Annotated in this window: 14 protein-coding genes and 1 pseudogene; 11 read left to right on the top strand and 4 right to left on the bottom strand. The window is 70.7% G+C overall.

Annotation, left to right across the window (positions count from 1 at the left end; genetic code table 11):
- Positions 1 to 540, bottom strand: a pseudogene (locus HG542_RS32340) (PucR family transcriptional regulator); the annotation flags it as partial.
- Positions 541 to 719: 179 nt separating this feature from the next.
- On the opposite strand from HG542_RS32340, the gene HG542_RS32335 reads away from it, so the two are divergent.
- The 3 genes from HG542_RS32335 (at position 720) to HG542_RS35575 (ending at position 3,736) form a co-directional block, all read left to right on the top strand.
- Positions 720 to 1,646, top strand: a complete 927-nt coding sequence (locus tag HG542_RS32335) for a proline dehydrogenase family protein (RefSeq protein WP_171087835.1) — start codon at positions 720 to 722, stop codon at positions 1,644 to 1,646.
- A 37-nt stretch (positions 1,647 to 1,683) separates the two neighbouring features.
- Entirely contained in the window at positions 1,684 to 3,315 is a 1,632-nt protein-coding gene (pruA, locus tag HG542_RS32330) for an L-glutamate gamma-semialdehyde dehydrogenase (RefSeq protein ID WP_171087834.1), read from the top strand.
- A gap of 286 nt (positions 3,316 to 3,601) precedes the next feature.
- Positions 3,602 to 3,736 carry a hypothetical protein gene (locus HG542_RS35575; protein WP_255316347.1) on the top strand — a complete coding sequence of 45 codons (135 nt, stop codon included), beginning with the start codon at positions 3,602 to 3,604 and terminating at the stop codon, positions 3,734 to 3,736.
- Positions 3,737 to 3,764: 28 nt separating this feature from the next.
- Here HG542_RS35575 and HG542_RS32325 read toward each other — a convergent pair whose 3' ends face one another.
- A complete protein-coding gene (locus HG542_RS32325; RefSeq protein ID WP_171087831.1) occupies positions 3,765 to 5,342 on the bottom strand; it encodes a purple acid phosphatase family protein in 1,578 nt (525 codons plus the stop codon).
- A 130-nt stretch (positions 5,343 to 5,472) separates the two neighbouring features.
- On the opposite strand from HG542_RS32325, the gene HG542_RS32320 reads away from it, so the two are divergent.
- From HG542_RS32320 to cimA, 4 genes are all read left to right on the top strand, one after another.
- Positions 5,473 to 6,522, top strand: a complete 1,050-nt coding sequence (locus HG542_RS32320; RefSeq protein WP_171087829.1) for a 3-isopropylmalate dehydrogenase — start codon at positions 5,473 to 5,475, stop codon at positions 6,520 to 6,522.
- A 144-nt stretch (positions 6,523 to 6,666) separates the two neighbouring features.
- Positions 6,667 to 7,755, top strand: coding sequence for a branched-chain amino acid aminotransferase (locus HG542_RS32315; protein WP_171087827.1), 1,089 nt, complete (start codon positions 6,667 to 6,669; stop codon positions 7,753 to 7,755).
- Between the two features lie 97 nt (positions 7,756 to 7,852).
- Entirely contained in the window at positions 7,853 to 9,169 is a 1,317-nt protein-coding gene (locus HG542_RS32310; RefSeq protein ID WP_171087825.1) for an MFS transporter, read from the top strand.
- Positions 9,170 to 9,453: 284 nt separating this feature from the next.
- The gene (cimA, locus tag HG542_RS32305) at positions 9,454 to 11,079 is read left to right on the top strand and encodes a citramalate synthase (protein ID WP_171087823.1); all 1,626 of its coding nucleotides are present in this window, start codon (positions 9,454 to 9,456) and stop codon (positions 11,077 to 11,079) included.
- Between the two features lie 30 nt (positions 11,080 to 11,109).
- Here cimA and HG542_RS32300 read toward each other — a convergent pair whose 3' ends face one another.
- Positions 11,110 to 11,757 carry a TetR/AcrR family transcriptional regulator gene (locus HG542_RS32300; protein ID WP_171087820.1) on the bottom strand — a complete coding sequence of 216 codons (648 nt, stop codon included), beginning with the start codon at positions 11,755 to 11,757 and terminating at the stop codon, positions 11,110 to 11,112.
- Between the two features lie 108 nt (positions 11,758 to 11,865).
- Here HG542_RS32300 and HG542_RS32295 point away from each other — a divergent pair, with 108 nt between their 5' ends.
- Positions 11,866 to 13,368 (top strand): FAD-dependent monooxygenase, encoded by a 1,503-nt coding sequence (locus HG542_RS32295; RefSeq protein ID WP_171087818.1) that lies wholly within the window; start codon positions 11,866 to 11,868, stop codon positions 13,366 to 13,368.
- Between the two features lie 13 nt (positions 13,369 to 13,381).
- Here HG542_RS32295 and HG542_RS32290 read toward each other — a convergent pair whose 3' ends face one another.
- Positions 13,382 to 14,002, bottom strand: coding sequence for a YceI family protein (locus tag HG542_RS32290; protein ID WP_171087816.1), 621 nt, complete (start codon positions 14,000 to 14,002; stop codon positions 13,382 to 13,384).
- A gap of 194 nt (positions 14,003 to 14,196) precedes the next feature.
- Here HG542_RS32290 and HG542_RS32285 point away from each other — a divergent pair, with 194 nt between their 5' ends.
- The 3 genes from HG542_RS32285 to HG542_RS32275 all read left to right on the top strand — a co-directional run bounded on the left by HG542_RS32285 (position 14,197) and on the right by HG542_RS32275 (position 18,576).
- Positions 14,197 to 16,569 (top strand): polysaccharide lyase 8 family protein, encoded by a 2,373-nt coding sequence (locus tag HG542_RS32285; protein ID WP_171087814.1) that lies wholly within the window; start codon positions 14,197 to 14,199, stop codon positions 16,567 to 16,569.
- Positions 16,570 to 16,778: 209 nt separating this feature from the next.
- Positions 16,779 to 18,362, top strand: coding sequence for an acyl-CoA carboxylase subunit beta (locus HG542_RS32280; RefSeq protein ID WP_171087812.1), 1,584 nt, complete (start codon positions 16,779 to 16,781; stop codon positions 18,360 to 18,362).
- 19 nt (positions 18,363 to 18,381) lie between these two features.
- Positions 18,382 to 18,576 (top strand): acyl-CoA carboxylase subunit epsilon, encoded by a 195-nt coding sequence (locus HG542_RS32275; protein ID WP_171087810.1) that lies wholly within the window; start codon positions 18,382 to 18,384, stop codon positions 18,574 to 18,576.
- The last annotated feature ends 50 nt before the right edge of the window (positions 18,577 to 18,626 follow it).

Here is an 18,626-nt window from a genome sequence, read left to right as displayed (position 1 = left end):
GCCCAGCGCCTCCCGCAGCGCGTCGCGGGCCGCCTCGCGGGCCGGGCGGCGGGCCGTCAGCAGGTCCCGCAGCAGCTCGCCCAGCTCGGCGCCGGCCCGGGCCTCGGCCGCCAGCAGGGCGCCGATGCGGGCCGCGGTCTCCATGGCCTGGGCGAGCCGCGGGTCGGCGAACGGCACCGACAGGTCCAGCGCGGCCAGATGCTCGTCGTCCAGCAGCCAGACGTAGCCGAGGACGACGCCCCGGTGCCGCACGGGCAGACAGATCCGGCCGGTGAACACCCCGGCCGCCGGGTCCGGCGGGATCCGCAGCGGCGCCTGGGCCCGCGCGATGCCGAACGCCTCGAACCAGGCCCGTACCGCCGCCGTCGAGCGCCGCTGCAGGATCGAGCGCGTGCGCACCGGGTCCATCAGCAGGTCCGTGTCGTCGTCACCCCCGTGGGCGCCGAAGGCGATGAGCCCGAAATCCCGGTCCTCCAGGGTCGCAGGAGCCCCGAGCGCCGCAGATATCTCGTCCACCAGCTGCTGATACTCACCTCGCATGGTGCCCAGTGCTCCCTTCCTGCCTGACCGGCCACCATTGTCATACATCTGTCTGAGATGCCGGCCACGGATGCGTGACAGCTGTCGATGGTGACACCGTGGCTGGAAACCTAGGTTTCACGGTGAGTTACTTATGCCGTCCCCCGTCGTGGCGACGGCCGTCATCGTGGAGGTGCCCAGTGCTGGGTCCTGTGCTGCTCGCCGCTTCCCGCAGCGACGCGATCCGCCGCATCGTCTCGGCTGCGCCGGTGACCCGTCCCGTGGTCGACCGGTTCGTCGCCGGTGAGGTCCTGGACGAGTCCATGGCCGCCGTGCGGTCGCTGAACCAGCGCGGCATGGAGGTCACCCTCGACCACCTGGGCGAGGACATCACCGACCCCGCCGAGGCGCTGCGCACCCGCGACGCCTACCTGGCGCTGGCCGACGCGCTGCGGACCGAGGGCCTGGGCGTGCGCGCCGAGATGTCCGTGAAGCTGTCCGCCTTCGGGCAGGCGCTGCCGGGCGGCCACGACCTGGCGCTGGCCAACGTCACCCCGGTCGTGGAGGCCGCCGCCGAGGCCGGCACCACCGTGACACTGGACATGGAGGACCACACCACGGTCGACTCCACGCTGGCGATCCTGGCCGAGCTGCGCAAGCGCTTCCCGCAGACCGGCGCCGTCCTGCAGTCCTACCTCTTCCGCACCGAGGACGACTGCCACGCGCTGGCCGGGGAAGGCTCCCGGGTGCGCCTGGTGAAGGGCGCGTACAAGGAGCCCGCGTCCGTCGCCTTCCAGGACAAGCGCGAGGTCGACCTGGCCTATGTGCGCTGCCTGAAGATCCTGATGGCCGGCAAGGGCTACCCCATGATCGGTTCGCACGACCCCCGCATGGTGGCGATCGCACAGGAGCTCGGCCGCCGTTACGGGCGCACACTGGACGCATACGAGTTCCAGATGCTGTACGGCATCCGTGAGGCCGAGCAGCAGCGCCTCGTCGCGGAAGGCCACCGCATGCGCGTGTACATCCCGTACGGCACCGACTGGTACGGATACTTCATGCGGCGGCTCGCCGAGCGCCCGGCGAACCTCGCGTTCTTCCTGCGCTCGCTCGCGACGCGCGGCTGACCCCGACCCCCCGACCCCCGAAGGAGACATGGCAGCCATGGATGCTGTGACCCAGGTCCCCGCGCCGGTCAACGAGCCGGTGCACTCCTACGCCCCCGGTTCCCCCGAGCGCGCCCGCCTCGAGGCCAAGCTCAAGGAGCTGGCGAGCAACCCCATAGACCTGCCGATGACCATCGGCGGCGAGAAGCGGATGGGCGGCGGCGAGCCGTTCAAGGTCGTCCAGCCGCACAACCACGCCGCCGTCCTCGGCACCTTCAACAACGCCACGCAGCAGGACGCGCAGGACGCGATCGACGCCGCGCTCGCCGCCGCCCCGGCCTGGCGCGCGATGTCCTTCGACGACCGCGCCGCGATCATCCTGCGCGCCGCCGAGCTGCTGGCCGGCCCCTGGCGCGAGACGCTGGCCGCCTCCACCATGCTGGGCCAGTCGAAGACCGCCCAGCAGGCGGAGATCGACACGCCCTGCGAGCTCGTCGACTTCTGGCGCTTCAACGTGCACTTCGCGCGGCAGATCCTGGCCGAGCAGCCGGTCGCCAACTCCGCCGGTGTGTGGAACCGCAGCGACCACCGCCCGCTGGAGGGCTTCGTCTACGCGATCACGCCGTTCAACTTCACGGCCATCGCGGGCAACCTGCCGACCGCCCCGGCCCTGATGGGCAACGTCGTGGTCTGGAAGCCGTCCCCGACCCAGACGCACTCCGCGGTGCTGCTGATGCAGCTGCTGGAGGAGGCGGGCCTGCCCAAGGGCGTCATCAATCTGGTGACCGGCGACGGCATCGCCGTCTCCGAGGTGGCCCTGAACCACCCCGAGCTGGCGGGCATCCACTTCACCGGCTCGACCAGGACCTTCCAGTACCTGTGGAAGACGGTCGGCAACAACATCGAGAAGTACAAGTCCTACCCGCGCCTGGTCGGCGAGACCGGCGGCAAGGACTTCGTCGTCGCCCACCCGAGCGCCGACCCGGCGATCCTGAAGACCGCGCTGACCCGCGGCTCCTTCGAGTTCCAGGGCCAGAAGTGCTCGGCCTCCTCCCGCGCCTACATCCCGCGCTCCCTCTGGGAGAACGGCTTCAAGGAGGAGTTCGCGGCCGAGGTCGACGGCATCACCATGGGTGACGTCACCGACCTGGAGAACTTCATCGGTGCCGTCATCGACGACCGCGCCTTCGCCAAGAACAAGGCCGCGATCGACCGCGCCAAGGCCGACCCGACCTGCACGATCGTGGCTGGTGGCACGTACGACGACTCGGTCGGGTACTTCGTCCGCCCGACCGTCATCGAGTGCACCGACCCCGCCAACGAGGTCTTCACCACGGAGTACTTCGGCCCGATCCTCGCCGTCCACGTCTACGAGGACGCCGAGTACGAGGCGATGCTGGCCCAGATGGAGTCCGTCTCGGCGTACGCCCTGACCGGCTCGATCATCGCCGCTGACCGTGCCGCGGCCGCCGACGCGATGGAGAAGCTCCGCTTCGCCGCGGGCAACTTCTACATCAACGACAAGTCGACCGGCGCCGTCGTCGGCCAGCAGCCGTTCGGCGGCGGCCGCGCCTCGGGTACGAACGACAAGGCCGGTGCCGCGACCAACCTGCTGCGCTGGACCTCGACCCGCTCCATCAAGGAGACCCTGGTCCCGCCGACCGACTACCGCTACCCGCACATGGGCTGACCTCGCCCTTCCCGGGATTCCGCCCCCCTGCCGGCCCCCACGCCGGCAGGGGGGCGGTGCCATGTGGCCGAACGGCCGTCTCAGATAGTAGGAAGCCCGAGTAATCGTGCAGACAGCGGAGCGCCGCTGGCCTAGCGTGGAGACAGCCGATCGTTCCGCTCCATCGAGCGATGGCGGCTGCGGCCCGGTGCGCCCGCGCAGGTGACCCCTGCTGCACCCGGCCCCCGCCCTTGTTTCCGGCTTTCTTCCGAATTTCTCTCGGGGCTCAGCAGAGGAGACACGACCCATGGCCGACACCGCTGTCCGCAGGACCCGCCGCGCCGCCCGTACGGCCGAGCGCGACACCGACCGGGCGAATGCCGCCGCTGCCCTCCAGCGTGCGCTGGACCGTCGCGACAACGGCGGCTCGACCGGTCACTGAGGCCGAGCGCCCCTGACGGGGCGGGGCGCTAGCCTCGCGTCACCTCGAAGTGGTCGATCCGTGCCCCCGTCTCCGCCAGTGCGGAGACCCGCAGCCGCGGGTGGCGGCCCGGTTCCGATTCCACCGCGAGGAACGAGTAGTCGGTGTAGCGCACCCGCGACCACTCCACCTCCTCCTTGTGCTTTCCGCCGCCCTTCACCCAGTGGAAGGTGGGGACGCTGTCGAGGTCCTTGACGTGGCCCTCGTAGCTGTCCGGCACGGGGAAGTCGTAGAGCGACTTGCCGGCCGCGCCCGCCGTCACATAGACGATGCCGTCGCGCGAGGAGTCCACGGTGCCGCCGATCGGCACCTTCCTGGACACCCGCTGCCCCTTGATGGCGTCGGTGCGCTCGTAGACGTGGTTGTGGCCGTTGATCACCAGGTCCACGCCGTGCTTCTCGAAGAGCGGCAGCCACGTGTCGCGCACACCGCCGTCGGAGGCATGGGAGTTGGTGGTCGAGAAGGCGCAGTGGTGGAAGAACACCACGATGAAGTCGACGTCCTGGCGGCCGCGCAGCTCCCGCAGGCGCCGGTCCAGCCAGGCGGTCTGCTTCCCGCCGCTGTAGCCGGTGTTGGCGGTGATCTCGTACGAGACGTCGTTGGCGTCCAGCGCGACGACGCCCACGTTGCCGTAGACGAAGGAGTAGACGCCCGGCGAGTGCTTCGGGTCGAAGCCGTTGCCGGGCAGGGTCCAGCGGGCGCTCTGGCCGCCGTAGCCGTTGGGCGAGTACCAGGCCTCCATGTCGTGGTTGCCGGTGGTGACCATCCACGGCACGGACTTGGCCACGGTCTCGGTCTGGGCGAGGAACTGGTCCCAGGCGCGCGCGTCGTAGACGTCGTCCGGCTTGCCCTCGCCGCTGTTGTCGGCGTAGCAGATGTCGCCCGCGTGCAGGTGGAACGCCGGGTTCTGGCCGAGGATCAACTGGTCGTTGCCCAGGGCGTGGTAGCTGATGCCCTGGTCGCCGAAGGCGGTGAAGGTGAACTTCCCGGCCCGCGCGGGCGCGGTGCGGAACGTCCCTATGGTGCCGAAGTGCTGGGTGTCGGCCGGGTCCCAGCCGTCGTGGCCGACGCCGTAGTAATAGGTCTGTCCCGGGCGGAGGTTGTCCAGGGCGGCGTGCAGATAGACCTGGTCGACCGCGGGGAGTTTCTTGGACAGCGCGGGCGTGTGCAGCGTCCGCACCTCGGCCGGGATGCGCTGGCTCAGATCCCACGGCTTCAGGCCGACCCGGACGAACGGGCGCTTGACCGCGAACGGGACCTGCCAGGAGATCCGCATCTGTGTCTTCGGGTCGGCGCCGAAGGCGAGGTGCCGGCCGAAGGGGGCGACGAGGGAGCCGTCGACTCTCGTGGTGGCGGGGGAGGTCAGCAGGGTCGGGGAGAGGGGCTTCGCGTAGGCGCTCGCGGCGCCGGGGCCCAGGAGGCCCGTGCCGGCGACGAGGCCCGCGCCGGCGGCGCCGGCCCGCAGCATGCCGCGGCGGGTGAACCTGCTGCGCAGGTACTCGTGCTGCTCGGCCATGTTCATCCGGCCTGCGAGGTGCTCGGGGATGCCCACCCGTGGTGTGTCCATGCCGCGCAACGTGCCAGGAAAGGACGACACGTTCACCTACTTGAGGTGAACGTGACCTTTACGGATGGCAACGTGTCCGGATCGTGGACGTCGTGTGTCAAAGGGCGGAACGGGGGAGTACGGTCCTGCCATGTCTCGCAGCATTCGCCTCGCAGTCATCCCCGGTGACGGCATCGGCCCGGAAGTCGTGGCCCAGGGCCTGAAGGTCCTCACCGCCGTCCTGCCCTCCGACACCAAGCTGGAGACCCAGGAGTACGACCTGGGCGCCCGGCGCTGGCACGCCACCGGCGAGACCCTGCCGGACGCCGAGCTGGAATCGCTGAAGCAGCACGACGCGATCCTGCTCGGGGCGATCGGCGACCCCGGTGTGCCGTCCGGGGTGCTGGAGCGCGGGCTGCTGCTCAAACTGCGCTTCGCCTTCGACCACTACGTCAACCTGCGCCCGTCCCGGCTGCACCCGACGGCCGAGACCCCGCTCGCCGGGCGCCCGGACATCGACTTCGTCGTCGTCCGCGAGGGCACCGAGGGCCCGTACACCGGCAACGGCGGCTCGCTGCGCACCGGGACGCCCGCCGAGGTGGCCACCGAGGTCAGCGTCAACACCGCCTACGGCGTGGAGCGCGTCGTGCGGGACGCGTACGAGCGGGCCCAGGCGCGGCCGCGCAAGAAGCTGACCCTCGTGCACAAGAACAATGTGCTGGTGCACGCGGGACACCTGTGGAAGAACATCTTCGACCGGGTGGGCCGCGAGTACCCCGAGGTCACCACCGACTACCTGCACGTCGACGCCGCGACGATCTTCTTCGTCACGCAGCCCGAGCGCTTCGACGTGATCGTCACCGACAACCTCTTCGGCGACATCCTGACCGACCTCGCGGCCGCCATCACGGGCGGAATCGGACTCGCCGCCTCCGGGAACATCAACCCCAGTGGCGCATTTCCATCCATGTTCGAGCCCGTGCACGGCTCCGCACCCGACATCGCCGGCACCGGCAAGGCGGACCCGACGGCCACGGTCCTCTCCGTCGCCCTGCTGCTGCGCCACCTGGGCCTGGACACCGAGGCGGACCGCGTGGAGGCGGCAGTTGCCGAGGATCTGGCCGCCCGCGACGGCTCGCCGCGCACGACGGACCAGATCGGCGACGCCCTCGCGGCGCTCGTATCCCGAGCAGCCGGTTAGCCCCGAAGCTGTGCTACTGCGCGGTTCGGTGCGACTATCGACCCGGGCCGCGCGAATGTTTTTCGACATGGCCCCACGCGAGCGATAATCGAACGTGGGGCCGCTGCGCGGTCCGACACGCATCAAGGTGAAGGACACGCACTCATGACGACGACGCCCTCGATCGAGCTCAAGCCCTCCTCGCACCCGCTGTCCGCCCCGGAGCGCGAGCAGATCCTGGCCAACCCCGGCTTCGGCCGCCACTTCACCGATCACATGGTGACCATCAAGTGGACCGAGGGCCGCGGCTGGCACGACGGACAGCTCGTCCCGTACGCGCCGCTGTCGGTCGACCCCGCGAACATGACCCTGCACTACGCGCAGACGATCTTCGAAGGTCTCAAGGCCTACCGCCAGCCTGACGGTTCGGTCGCCACGTTCCGCCCGGACGAGAACGCCAAGCGCTTCCAGGCCTCCGCGCGCCGGCTGGCCATGCCCGAGCTGCCGGTCGAGACCTTCGTCGAGGCCTGCGACGCCCTGGTCAAGCAGGACAAGGCATGGGTGCCCAGCTCCGGCGAGGCCTCGCTGTACCTGCGCCCCTTCATGATCGCCACCGAGGTGGGACTCGGCGTCCGCCCGGCCAACGAGTACCTCTTCGTCGTCATCGCCTCGCCCGCCGGCGCCTACTTCCCGGGCGGCGTGAAGCCGGTCTCCGTCTGGCTCTCGGAGGAATACGTGCGCGCCTGCCCCGGCGGCACGGGCGCGGCCAAGGCCGGCGGCAACTACGCCGCTTCGCTGGTCGCCCAGGCCCAGGCGGCGCAGAACGGCTGCGACCAGGTGGTCTGGCTGGACGCGCTGGAGCGCCGCTGGATCGAGGAAATGGGCGGCATGAACCTGTACTTCGTGTACGGGAACCGCATTGTCACCCCCGAGCTGACGGGTTCGCTGCTCCCCGGCATCACCCGCAAGTCGCTGCTGCGCATCGCCGAGGACCTGGGCTACGACGTGTCCGAGGGCCGCATCTCGGTGGACGACTGGAAGAACGGCAACGCGGACGGCTCGCTGACCGAGGTCTTCGCGTGCGGCACCGCCGCCGTCATCACGCCGGTGGGCTCGGTGAAGTCGACGCGTGCGAACTGGACCGTCGGGGACGGGGAGCCGGGCGAGGTGACGATGAAGCTGCGCAAGGCGCTGCTGGACATCCAGACCGGTGCGGTCGAGGACGTCCACGGCTGGATGCACCCGCTCGGCTAGGGGACTTGGGGTCCGTGACCACAACGCACGCAAGTACGCGTGATCGTTGTGGCCGGACCCTTGTCCGAAACCCGTCGCTCCGCCACCGTTTCCCCTCATGGAAACGTCCACGGGGCAAACGTCAACAGGGCAAACGTCAGCAGGGCACTGGAAGAAGATCTGGATCGGCTCGGCCGGAAACATGGTCGAGTGGTTCGACTGGTTCGTCTACGCCAGTTTCGCCACCTACTTCGCCGGCGCCTTCTTCCCGGCAGGCAACGACACCGCCAAACTCATGAACACCGCCGGCATCTTCGCCGTCGGCTTCTTCATGCGCCCCGTCGGCGGCTGGCTGCTCGGCCGGGTCGGCGACCGGCGCGGCCGCAAGGCCGCGCTGACGCTCACCGTCACGCTCATGTCGGCCTCGGCCGTGCTCATAGCCCTGGCCCCGACCTATGCCGTCGCCGGGTACGGCGGCGTCGCCGTGCTCCTCGTGGCCAGGCTCCTGCAAGGGCTGTCCGTCGGCGGCGAGTACGCCGCGAGCGCCACCTACCTCACCGAGGCGTCCGCCCCGGGGCGCCGCGGGTTCGCCTCCAGCTTCCAGTACGTCTCCATGACCGCCGGCCAGATCGCCGGACTCGGGCTGCTGATCCTGCTGCAGCACACCCTCACCGGCGCCCAACTGCACAGCTGGGGCTGGCGGATCCCGTTCGTCGTCGGTGCGCTCGGCGCGGCCGTCATCTTCTATCTGCGCCGCAGCATGCTGGAGACGGAGGCGTACGAGGAGAGCACCGCCGCGGACCACGACCGCGGGACGATCCGGGCGCTGCTGCGCCACAAGCGCGAGGCGCTGCTGGTCATGGCCCTCACCATGGGCGGCACGGTGGCGTACTACACGTACACCACCTATCTCACCAAGTACCTCTCCAACTCCGCCGGTCTGTCGAAGCAGACGGCGACCCTGGTGAGCTTCTGCGCCCTGATCGTCTTCGCCTGCATCCAGCCGCTCGCGGGCGCGCTCTCGGACCGGATCGGCCGCCGCCCGCTGCTGATCACCTTTGCCGTGGGGTCGACGTTCCTCACCGTGCCGATCATGACGATGCTCAAGCACGCCGGCTCGTTCTGGCCGGCCCTGGGCCTGTCCCTGCTCGCGCTCGTCATCGTCACCGGCTACACCTCGATCAACGCCTGTGTGAAGGCCGAGCTGTTCCCCACCGGCGTCCGGTCGCTGGGCGTCGCCCTGCCCTATGCGCTCGCCAACGCCCTGTTCGGCGGGACGGCGGAGTATGTGGCGCTGTGGTTCAAGGACGGCGGCATCGAGTCCGGCTTCTACTGGTACGTGGCGGGTTGTGCGGCCGTCTCGCTCGTCGTCTACCTGACCATGCGCGAGACGCGGGACATCGACCTCAGGACCACCGGGGTGCCCACATCGTGAGACCACTCGCCACGGCGGCGGCGAACCGTGCGAGGATGCCCCTCGTGTTCTCGTTTGCCACGATTATGGGCAGCAGGCGCGCCGGTCCGCAGTGACCGCCTCGTACGAACCCGTACGACGCGGACACCGTCGTCCCAGACCCGCGCGCAGACCTCTCGCACCCGCGAGAGGTCTTTTCGTTTCCCGGACCACCTGTACCGGGGGCGGAGCGAGCGGGATCATAGGGGAACGGTGGAACGGGTCATTCCGGTCAGACCGAGATCCCGACAGGAGTCAGAGCAGCAATGACGGACGCAACCGACGGCCCCGACGAAAGCCTTCGGCCCGACGACGGCTTCCATGTCTTCGACACGACGCTGCGCGACGGGGCCCAGCGCGAGGGCATCAACCTCACCGTCGCCGACAAGCTGACCATCGCCCGGCACCTGGACGACTTCGGCGTCGGCTTCATCGAGGGCGGCTGGCCCGGGGCCAACCCGCGGGACACCGAGTTCTTCCAACGGGCGCAGAAAGAGATCGACTTCCGGCACGCGCAGCTGGTCGCCTTCGGCGCCACCCGCAAGGCGGGCGTGCGGGCCGAGGACGATCCGCAGGTCGCCGCCCTGCTCGAATCCGGCGCCCCGGTCGTCACCCTCGTCGCCAAGTCCCACGACCGGCACGTCGAACTGGCCCTGCGCACCACGCTGGAGGAGAATCTCGCGATGGTCCGCGACACGGTCGCGCACCTGCGCTCGCGCGGCCGCCGGGTGTTCGTCGACTGCGAGCACTTCTTCGACGGGTACCGCGCCAACCCCGGCTATGCCACCGACGTCGTGCGCACCGCGTACGAGGCGGGCGCGGACGTGGTCGTCCTCTGCGACACCAACGGCGGCTGCCTGCCCGCCCGCATCGGCGAGGTCGTCCGCGCCGTGCGCGAGGCGACCGGCGCCCGGCTGGGCATCCACGCCCAGGACGACACGGGCTGCGCCGTCGCCAACACCCTTGCCGCCGTGGATGCCGGCGCCACGCATGTGCAGTGCACCGCCAACGGCTACGGCGAACGCGTCGGCAACGCCAACCTGTTCCCCGTCGTCGCCGCCCTGGAGCTCAAGCACGACCGCCGCGTCCTGCCCCCGGGCAAGCTGGCCGAGATGACCCGCATCTCCCACGCCATCGCCGAGGTCGTCAACCTCACGCCCTCGACCCACCAGCCGTACGTGGGGCTCTCCGCGTTCGCGCACAAGGCCGGGCTGCACGCGTCCGCGATCAAGGTCGACCCGGACCTGTACCAGCACATCGACCCCGAACGGGTCGGCAACACCATGCGGATGCTGGTCTCCGACATGGCCGGCCGCGCCTCCATCGAGCTCAAGGGCAAGGAGCTCGGCATCGACCTGGGCGGCGACCGCGAGCTGATCGGCCGTGTCGTGCAGCGTGTCAAGGAACGGGAGTCGGCGGGCTACACGTACGAGGCGGCGGACGCGTCGTTCGAACTCCTGCTGCGCGCCGAGGTGGAGGGGCGCGCCCGCCGCTACTACCGCGTGGAGTCCTGGCGGGCCATCGTCGAGGACCGCCCCGACGGGACGCACGCCAACGAGGCGACCGTGAAGCTGTGGGCCAAGGGCGAGCGCATCGTCGCCACCGCGGAGGGCAACGGCCCGGTCAACGCCCTCGACCGGGCGCTGCGGGGTGCGCTGGAGCGCATCTATCCGCAGTTGGCCTCGCTGAAGCTGACCGATTACAAGGTCCGCATCCTGGAAGGCTCGCGGGGCACCGGCTCGATCACGCGCGTGCTCGTCTCGACGAGCGACGAGCAGGGGGAGTGGTCGACGGTCGGCGTCGCGGAGAACGTCATCGCGGCGTCGTGGCAGGCGTTGGACGATGCGTATGCGTATGGCTTGCGGCGGGCGGGGGTGGAGCCGCAGGAGTGATGCGGTAGTGCACCCCGTCAGGGGCGCGCCCTAACCGTAGTGGCCGCCCAAACCGGCGCCGAGCAGGTCGAACGCCCGCTCCGCATCGGCATGGGCGCGGACCAGGGCCTCGGACGGGGCGCACCCCGAGGTCAGCGTGCGCCAGTTGGCCAGGGCGAGATGGTGGTGGACCGTGACGATCTGGGCGGCCGCCAGCCACGCCGTCAGCTCGTCGCCGGCGCCGGTCTCCCGCAGGGCGTCGGCCAGTTCCTTCTCGTCCCGCGCGGTGAACCCCACCGTGCGGGCCAGCAGGCTGGGCGTGCCGTAGACCAGATCGTGGAACGCCCGCACCGCGGGGTGGTCGCTGAATCCCGTCACCGGGTCGCGCGCGTCCAGCCGCGCATGGAAGTGCGCGCGCAGCGCCGCGAGCGGCGACTGCCCCGGCTCCCGGCCGCGCACGACGCGGGCCGCCTCGCCCTGGTGGTCGGCGATCCGGTGCAGGACCAGGTCCTCCTTGGCGGGGAAGTAGCGGAACAGCGTGGGCTTGGACACCTCGGCCGCCGCCGCGATGTCCGCGACCGACACCTTGTCGAAGCCGTGCTCCAGGAAGAGCGCGATGGCCACGTCGGACAGGGCCTGCCGCGTGCGCTGCTTCTTGCGTTCCCGCAGTCCGGGCTGCTGTTCCTGCTGCTCGCTCACACGCCCACCCTAGCAGGGAAATCATTACCCAGAAACTTTTGTTACTCAGTTGCGTTTTTTCTCCCGGAGGGCTTGTATGGGCGTACCGAACCCAGGAAGGGAACCTTCATGACCGCCACCGACGTGCTGATCGTGGGCGCCGGCCCCACCGGACTGACGCTCGCCTGCACGCTCGCCCGCGCCGGGGTGTCCGTACGCATCCTCGACAAGTCGCCCGGACATCACCCCGGTTCGCGCGGCAAGGGCCTCAACCACCGCAGCCGCGAGATCTTCGACGACCTCGGCATCGGGGAGCGGGTGACCGCCGCGGGCGCCGAACACACGGTGCTCCGCAAGTACCGCGCCGGCGTCCCGGTCGCCGACCACGTCGCCTTCGGGGACCGGACCCCCACCCCCGACGTCCCCTACACCAGTTCGCTGTTGATCCCGCAGTGGCGGATCGAGGGCATCCTGCGCGACCGCCTCGCCGAGCTCGGCGTCCAGGTCGAACTCGGCTGCGAGGTCACGGAGTTCACACAGGGCGCCGACGGGGTCGCGGCCACGCTCGCCGACGGGCGGCGCATCGAAGCCGGCCGGCTCGTCGGCTGCGACGGCGGCCGCAGCTTTGTGCGCAAGGCGCTCGGGGTGGGCTTCGAGGGGGAGACCGAGGCCGAGGAATGCATGATCATCGGTGATGTGCGGGCCGACGGCCTCGACCGGGGCTACTGGCACCAGTGGTTCGACGAGGACGGCGGCCTGATGCTCTGCCCGTTCCCCGGCAGCGACCACTGGCAGCTCCAGGGCATGCCCGAACGGGACGCGCAGGGCAGGCTCGTGGAACCGACGCTGGAGGTGTTCCAGCGGCTCTTCGACCGCCACGCCCGGATTCCGGGGGTGCAACTCGCCGATCCCACCTGGGTGTCGACCTACCGCATCAACGTCCGCATGGCCGACCGCTTCCGCGTCGGCCGGGTCTTCCTCGCCGGTGACGCCGCGCACGTCCACTCCATCGCCGGGGGACTGGGCATGAACACCGGCATCCAGGACGCGTTCAACCTGGGGTGGAAACTCGCCCTGACCGTCAACGGGCAGGCGGGCGAAGGGCTGTTGGACACCTACGAGGAGGAGCGGCTGCCCGTCGCCGCGTGGACGCTGAACACCACGACCGAGGGCATGCGCCGGGTGCGCGAGGGCATCAGGGAAGCGGGCGTGGGCACCGAGGCGGGGGTCACCGCCGACGTCACCACGCTGAGCGTGGGCTACCCGTGGAGCTCGCTCGCCTGGGGCGGCCCGCAGGCGGGGGAGCGGGCGCCGGACGCGCCCTGCCGGGACGCGGCGAGCGGCAAGACCGTCCGCCTCTTCGAGGTCTTCGCGGGACCGCACTTCACCCTGCTCGGCTTCGGCGCCGGCAGCGAGGCGGCACTGGCGGAGGCGGGGGAGCGGTTCCCGGAGCTGGTGCGCACGTGCCGCATCGACGGGGAGCTGACGGACGAGGACGGGCACGCCCGCAGGGCCTACGGCATCGAGGGCGACGGGCTGGTGCTCGTACGCCCGGACAACCACATCGCCTTGAGCGCGACGGCGGACCGGGGCGCCGAGGTCATGAACCGTCTGGGGCGCCTCGGTCGCTGAGCCGCACGTGGGGTCAGGCCTGAGGGGCGGACTTGACGGCGGAGATGTCGAAGGTGAGCTTCACCTTGTCGCTCACCATCACACCGCCGGTCTCCAGCGCCGCGTTCCAGGTCAGGCCCCAGTCGGAGCGCAGGATCTCGGCGCTGCCCTCGAAGCCGACGCGCTCCATGCCGTAGACGTCGGTGGCGGAGCCGTTGAACTCCAGGTCGATGGCGAGCGGGCGGGTGACGTCCTTGATGGTGAGGTCGCCCGTGATGCGGTAGCGGTCGCCGCCGAGCTGCTCGGCCTTGGTGGAGCGGAACGTCATCTTCGGGAAGCGCTCGGCGTCGAAGAAGTCGGCGCCGCGCAGGTGGGCGTCGCGGTCCTTGATGCCGGTGTCCACGCTGGCGATGGTCACGTCGAGGGAGGCGGTGGACCGGGACGGGTCCGAGCCGTCGAGGCGCAGGGTGCCCTCGTGCTCGGTGAAGGTGCCGCGGACGTTGGTGACCATGGCGTGGCGCACGGTGAAGCCGATGCTGCTGTGCGCGGCGTCGATGCTGTAGTCGCCGGTCAGCGCGGCGAGGGCCGGGTCGACGTCCAGGACGGCGGTGGTGGCGGCGGGGGCGGTGCTGTTCTTGCGGGAGAAGATGCCCATGACTGGCTCCTTGGGGCGAGGCGTGAGGTCGATTTCGTTGAAGCTTCAACGACATTCACGAAGGTAGCGCGATCTGGTTCAACTTTCAACAGCTTCGTGCGAGGGAATCCGGCACGTCCATTGCGCCCTCGTCACCGCCGTGCCACCGTGTCCCTCCGGCTCCGCCGTCACCGGCCGTCACCGGGAGGGATCCCGTGCCCGCAGCTCCCTGGACCCGGCGGGGTTTCCTCCTCGCCGCCTCCGCCGTCGGCGCCCTCGGGCTCGCGCCCGCCGACGGCGACCCCTTCGCCCGGCTGCGGCGCCGCTGGCGGGAGATCACCCTCGGCACCGGCTTCGACCCGGCCGCCGAGCCCTACGCGTCCGTCCTGCGCCGCACCGGCGACCTCGCCCGCTCCCACCGGGCCGGCATGCGCCCCGCCCCCGGCTCGCTCTGGCCCGACGCGCCCTTCGACCCGCCCGCCGGCATCACCCTCAGCCACGCCCGGCTGTTCACCATGGCCCAGGCCTGGGCCCAGCCCGGCACCGGGCTCACCGGCGACTCCGGCCTGGCCGCCGCCGTGCTCGCCGGGCTCGACCACGTCCACGACCGCGTCTACCGCCCCGGCACCACCCCGTACGGCAACTGGTGGGAGTGGCGGATCGGCACCCCCCGGCTGCTGCTGGACACCCTGACCCTGCTGTACGACGAGGCCGGCGCCGCCCGGCGGGCCGGACTCCTCGACGCCGTCGGCCACTTCGTGCCCGACGCGGTCCTCGGCTCGTACACCGGCACCAGCACCGGCGCCAACCGCGTCGACCTCTGCCGCGTCGTCGCCCTGCGCGGCATCCTCGGCGCCTCCCCGGCCCGGACCGCCCTCGCGCGCGACGCCCTCTCGCCCGTCTTCCCGCCTGTCACCCGGGGCGACGGCTTCTACGCCGACGGCTCGTTCGTCCAGCACACCTGGGTCGCCTACACCGGCACCTACGGCTGCGTGCTGCTCGACGGACTCGCCCGGCTCCTCGCCCTGTTGAACGGATCCGACTGGGAGATCACCGACCCGGCCCGGCAGAACGTTCTCGACAGCGTCGAGCACGCCTTCGCGCCGCTCGTCCACGACGGCCTGGTGACCGACAGCGTCTCCGGCCGGGCCGTCAGCCGCGGCCTGCAGAGCGGTGACCCCGCCGGGCTGCTGCAGAGCGATCACCAGCGCGGCCACGCGATCATCGCCGCCGTCGCGCTGCTCTGCGAGGCGGCCCCGGCGGAGGAACGGGCCCGCTGGCAGGGGATGGTCAAGGGGTGGATCGCGCGCGACACCACTCTCCCGGTGCGCACGGACCCGCAGTTCGGGGTCGCCGATCTGGCCCGGCTCGCCGCCGTCGACGCCGCCCTCGTCCCGCCCGCGCCCGAACCCGTGGGCCACCGCCTCTTCGCCGCCATGGACCGCGCCGTGCACCGCCGCCCGGGCTGGGCCGCCGTGATCGCCATGTGCTCGGACCGCATCACCTTCTACGAGAACGGCAACGGCGAGAACCCCCGCGGCTGGCACACCGGCGCCGGCATGCTCACCTGGTGGGGACCCGGCAACGGCGCCCAGTACACCGACCACTTCTGGCCCACCGCCGACCCCTACCGGCTCCCCGGCATCACCGTCTCCGCCCTGCGCCTCGCCGACTGCCAGGGCGGCGGCTGGGGCGAGCCGAAGCCGGACGTGCGCTGGGTGGGCGGGGCCACGGACGGGGAGTACGCGGCCGTCGGGCAGCACCTCAGGGGGCTCGGCTCCACGCTGGAGGCGCACAAGTCCTGGTTCTGCACGGAGGACGCCGTCGTCTGCCTCGGCGCCGGCATCACCGCCGGGGACGGCGCGGCCGTCGAGACGGTCGTCGACCACCGCAACCTCGGCGAGCACGGCACCAACGCCCTCACCGTGGACGGCGAGCGGCAGCCCTGCACCGACGGCCGGCCGCTCCGCTTCGACGCCGCCCGCCGGGCCCACCTCGCCGGGCACGGCGGCTGGCTCTTCCCCGGCGGCGCCCGGCTGGACGCCCTGTACGAGACGCGCACCGGGCGCTGGTCGGACATCAACACGGGCGGCTCCACCACCCCCGTGACCCGCCGCTACCTGACCCTGTGGCACCCCCACGGCACGGACCCCGAGGACGCCGCCTACGCCTACGCCCTGCTGCCCGGCGCCACGCCCGCCGGCCTCGCCGCCCGCGCCGCCGACCCCGACTGGCTCGTCGTCCTCGCCAACACCCCGGCCGTCCAGGCCGTCCGTCTCCCCCGGCAGGGGCTGACCGCCGCCAACTTCCGCGCCCCGGGCCGCATCGGCCCCGTCGAGGTCTCGGCCCCCGCCTCCGTGCTCGTCCGCGTCCGCCGGCAGGAGGGGACGGTGTCCCTCCATCTCGCCGACCCGCTGCGCACGGGCGCCGCCGTCGATCTCACCTGGCACCGCCCTGTGACGAACATCACCCGATGCGATCCGTCGGTTCGGGTGATCGCCACACATCCCGCGTTGCGCCTGCGCATCACACCTGGTGTCGAATGTGTCACGCAGAGTTGTCACGCCAAAGTCGGGGGAATTCCCTAAACGCCTGAATACTCACGCTGGTCAGACGGTGCATGTCACTTTCGACTCCGGTGATACTTGTGGGGTATCCACAGCGTGGTTCGAGTGGAGTTCGACCAGGAACTGATAAGGCCGCAGTGCAGTTCTGTTCTGCCTGCCCACCAAATCGCGCACTACGTTGTGAGGAATCGACATGATGTTCCGGGGGCCTCGCCACGTACCGTCTATCCATGAGCAATCTCGAAGGTGCGCCCGAAGAGGCGAGTGACGTCCGTGGGCGCGTCGCCGAGCTGCACGCCATCCGCGAGCAGGTTCGGCGAGGTCCGAGCGAGCGGGCTACCCAGGCACAGAAGGCCAAGGGGAAGCTGACCGCTCGCGAGCGCATTGATCTTCTGCTGGACGAGGGCTCTTTCTCCGAGGTGGAGCCGCTGCGGCGGCACCGGGCGACGGGCTTCGGACTGGAGGCCAAGCGCCCCTACACGGATGGCGTGATCACCGGCTGGGGCACGGTCCACGGCCGCACGGTCTTTGTCTACGCACACGACTTCCGGATCTTCGGCGGCGCGCTGGGCGAGGCCCACGCGACCAAGATCCACAAGATCATGGACATGGCCATCGCGGCCGGTGCCCCCCTGGTCTCGCTGAACGACGGCGCCGGGGCCCGTATCCAGGAGGGCGTCTCCGCCCTCGCCGGTTACGGCGGGATCTTCCAGCGCAACACCAAGGCCTCCGGCGTCATCCCGCAGATAAGCGTGATGCTCGGCCCCTGCGCGGGCGGCGCCGCCTACTCCCCGGCGCTCACGGACTTCGTCTTCATGGTCCGCGAGACCTCGCAGATGTTCATCACCGGCCCCGACGTGGTCCGCGCGGTGACGGGCGAGGAGATCACCCAGAACGGCCTGGGCGGTGCCGATGTGCACGCCGAGACCTCCGGTGTGGCCCACTTCGCCTACGACGACGAGGAGACCTGCCTGGAGGAGGTGCGCTACCTCCTCTCGCTGCTCCCGCAGAACAACCGCGAGAACCCGCCCCGCGTGGACTGTACGGACCCCGCCGACCGCACCGGCGACACCCTGCTGGACCTGGTGCCGGCCGATGGCAACCGTCCCTACGACATGCGCAAGGTCATCGAGGAGATCGTCGACGACGGCGAGTACCTCGAGGTCCACGAGCGCTGGGCGACCAACATCATCTGCGCGCTGACCCGGCTGGACGGCCAGGTCGTGGGCATCATCGCCAACCAGCCCCAGTCGCTGGCCGGCGTCCTGGACATCGAGGCCTCGGAGAAGGCCGCTCGGTTCGTCCAGATGTGTGATGCCTTCAACATCCCCATCGTCACCCTTTTGGACGTACCCGGCTTCCTGCCCGGCGTCGACCAGGAGCACGGTGGGATCATCAGGCACGGAGCAAAGCTGCTGTACGCGTACTGCAACGCGACCGTGCCCCGGATCTCGGTGATCCTGCGGAAGGCCTACGGGGGTGCGTACATCGTCATGGACTCCCAGTCGATCGGCGCGGACCTCACCTACGCCTGGCCGACGAACGAGATCGCGGTCATGGGCGCGGAGGGCGCGGCCAACGTCGTCTTCCGCAAGCAGATCGCCGAGGCCGACGACCCGGAGGCCATGCGCGCCCGCATGGTCAAGGAGTACAAGGCCGAGCTGATGCACCCGTACTACGCCGCCGAGCGCGGCCTGGTCGACGACGTCATCGACCCCGTCGAGACCCGGCAGGTGCTCATCCGCTCCCTGGCCATGCTCGCCAACAAGCACGCGGACCTGCCCTCGCGCAAGCACGGCAACCCGCCCCAGTAAACGAAAGCCGGCACCCACCATGAGTGACACGCTCGTACGCGTCGAGAAGGGCACCGCGGACGCCGAGGAACTGGCAGCCGTCACGGCCGTCCTGCTCGCGCGCGCCGCCGCCACCCAGGACAGCACCCCCGCCCGCCCGCGCCGCTCCACCGCGGCCTGGCGCCGCCTGGAGCGCAGCTCGGGCTTCAGGGCCCCGCACAGCTGGCAGGGCTGAGGACAACGAGAAGGGCCCGGCACTCCGCAAGGAGTGCCGGGCCCTTCTCG

The organism is Streptomyces morookaense, assembly GCF_013030945.1.
GTDB classification, from domain to species: Bacteria; Actinomycetota; Actinomycetes; order Streptomycetales; family Streptomycetaceae; genus Streptomyces; species Streptomyces morookaensis.
This window is presented reverse-complemented; position numbering and strand designations above follow the sequence as displayed.

What these genes read in the sequence shown, in the direction of transcription:
- pruA (WP_171087834.1), top strand. Translation starts at nt 1,684, where the DNA reads ATGGATGCTGTGACCCAGGTCCCCGCGCCGGTCAACGAGCCGGTGCAC.
- HG542_RS35575 (WP_255316347.1), top strand. Translation starts at nt 3,602, where the DNA reads ATGGCCGACACCGCTGTCCGCAGGACCCGCCGCGCCGCCCGTACGGCC.
- HG542_RS32325 (WP_171087831.1), bottom strand. Translation starts at nt 5,342, where the DNA reads ATGGACACACCACGGGTGGGCATCCCCGAGCACCTCGCAGGCCGGATG.
- HG542_RS32320 (WP_171087829.1), top strand. Translation starts at nt 5,473, where the DNA reads ATGTCTCGCAGCATTCGCCTCGCAGTCATCCCCGGTGACGGCATCGGC.
- HG542_RS32315 (WP_171087827.1), top strand. Translation starts at nt 6,667, where the DNA reads ATGACGACGACGCCCTCGATCGAGCTCAAGCCCTCCTCGCACCCGCTG.
- HG542_RS32310 (WP_171087825.1), top strand. Translation starts at nt 7,853, where the DNA reads ATGGAAACGTCCACGGGGCAAACGTCAACAGGGCAAACGTCAGCAGGG.
- cimA (WP_171087823.1), top strand. Translation starts at nt 9,454, where the DNA reads ATGACGGACGCAACCGACGGCCCCGACGAAAGCCTTCGGCCCGACGAC.
- HG542_RS32295 (WP_171087818.1), top strand. Translation starts at nt 11,866, where the DNA reads ATGACCGCCACCGACGTGCTGATCGTGGGCGCCGGCCCCACCGGACTG.
- HG542_RS32290 (WP_171087816.1), bottom strand. Translation starts at nt 14,002, where the DNA reads ATGGGCATCTTCTCCCGCAAGAACAGCACCGCCCCCGCCGCCACCACC.
- HG542_RS32280 (WP_171087812.1), top strand. Translation starts at nt 16,779, where the DNA reads ATGAGCAATCTCGAAGGTGCGCCCGAAGAGGCGAGTGACGTCCGTGGG.
- HG542_RS32275 (WP_171087810.1), top strand. Translation starts at nt 18,382, where the DNA reads ATGAGTGACACGCTCGTACGCGTCGAGAAGGGCACCGCGGACGCCGAG.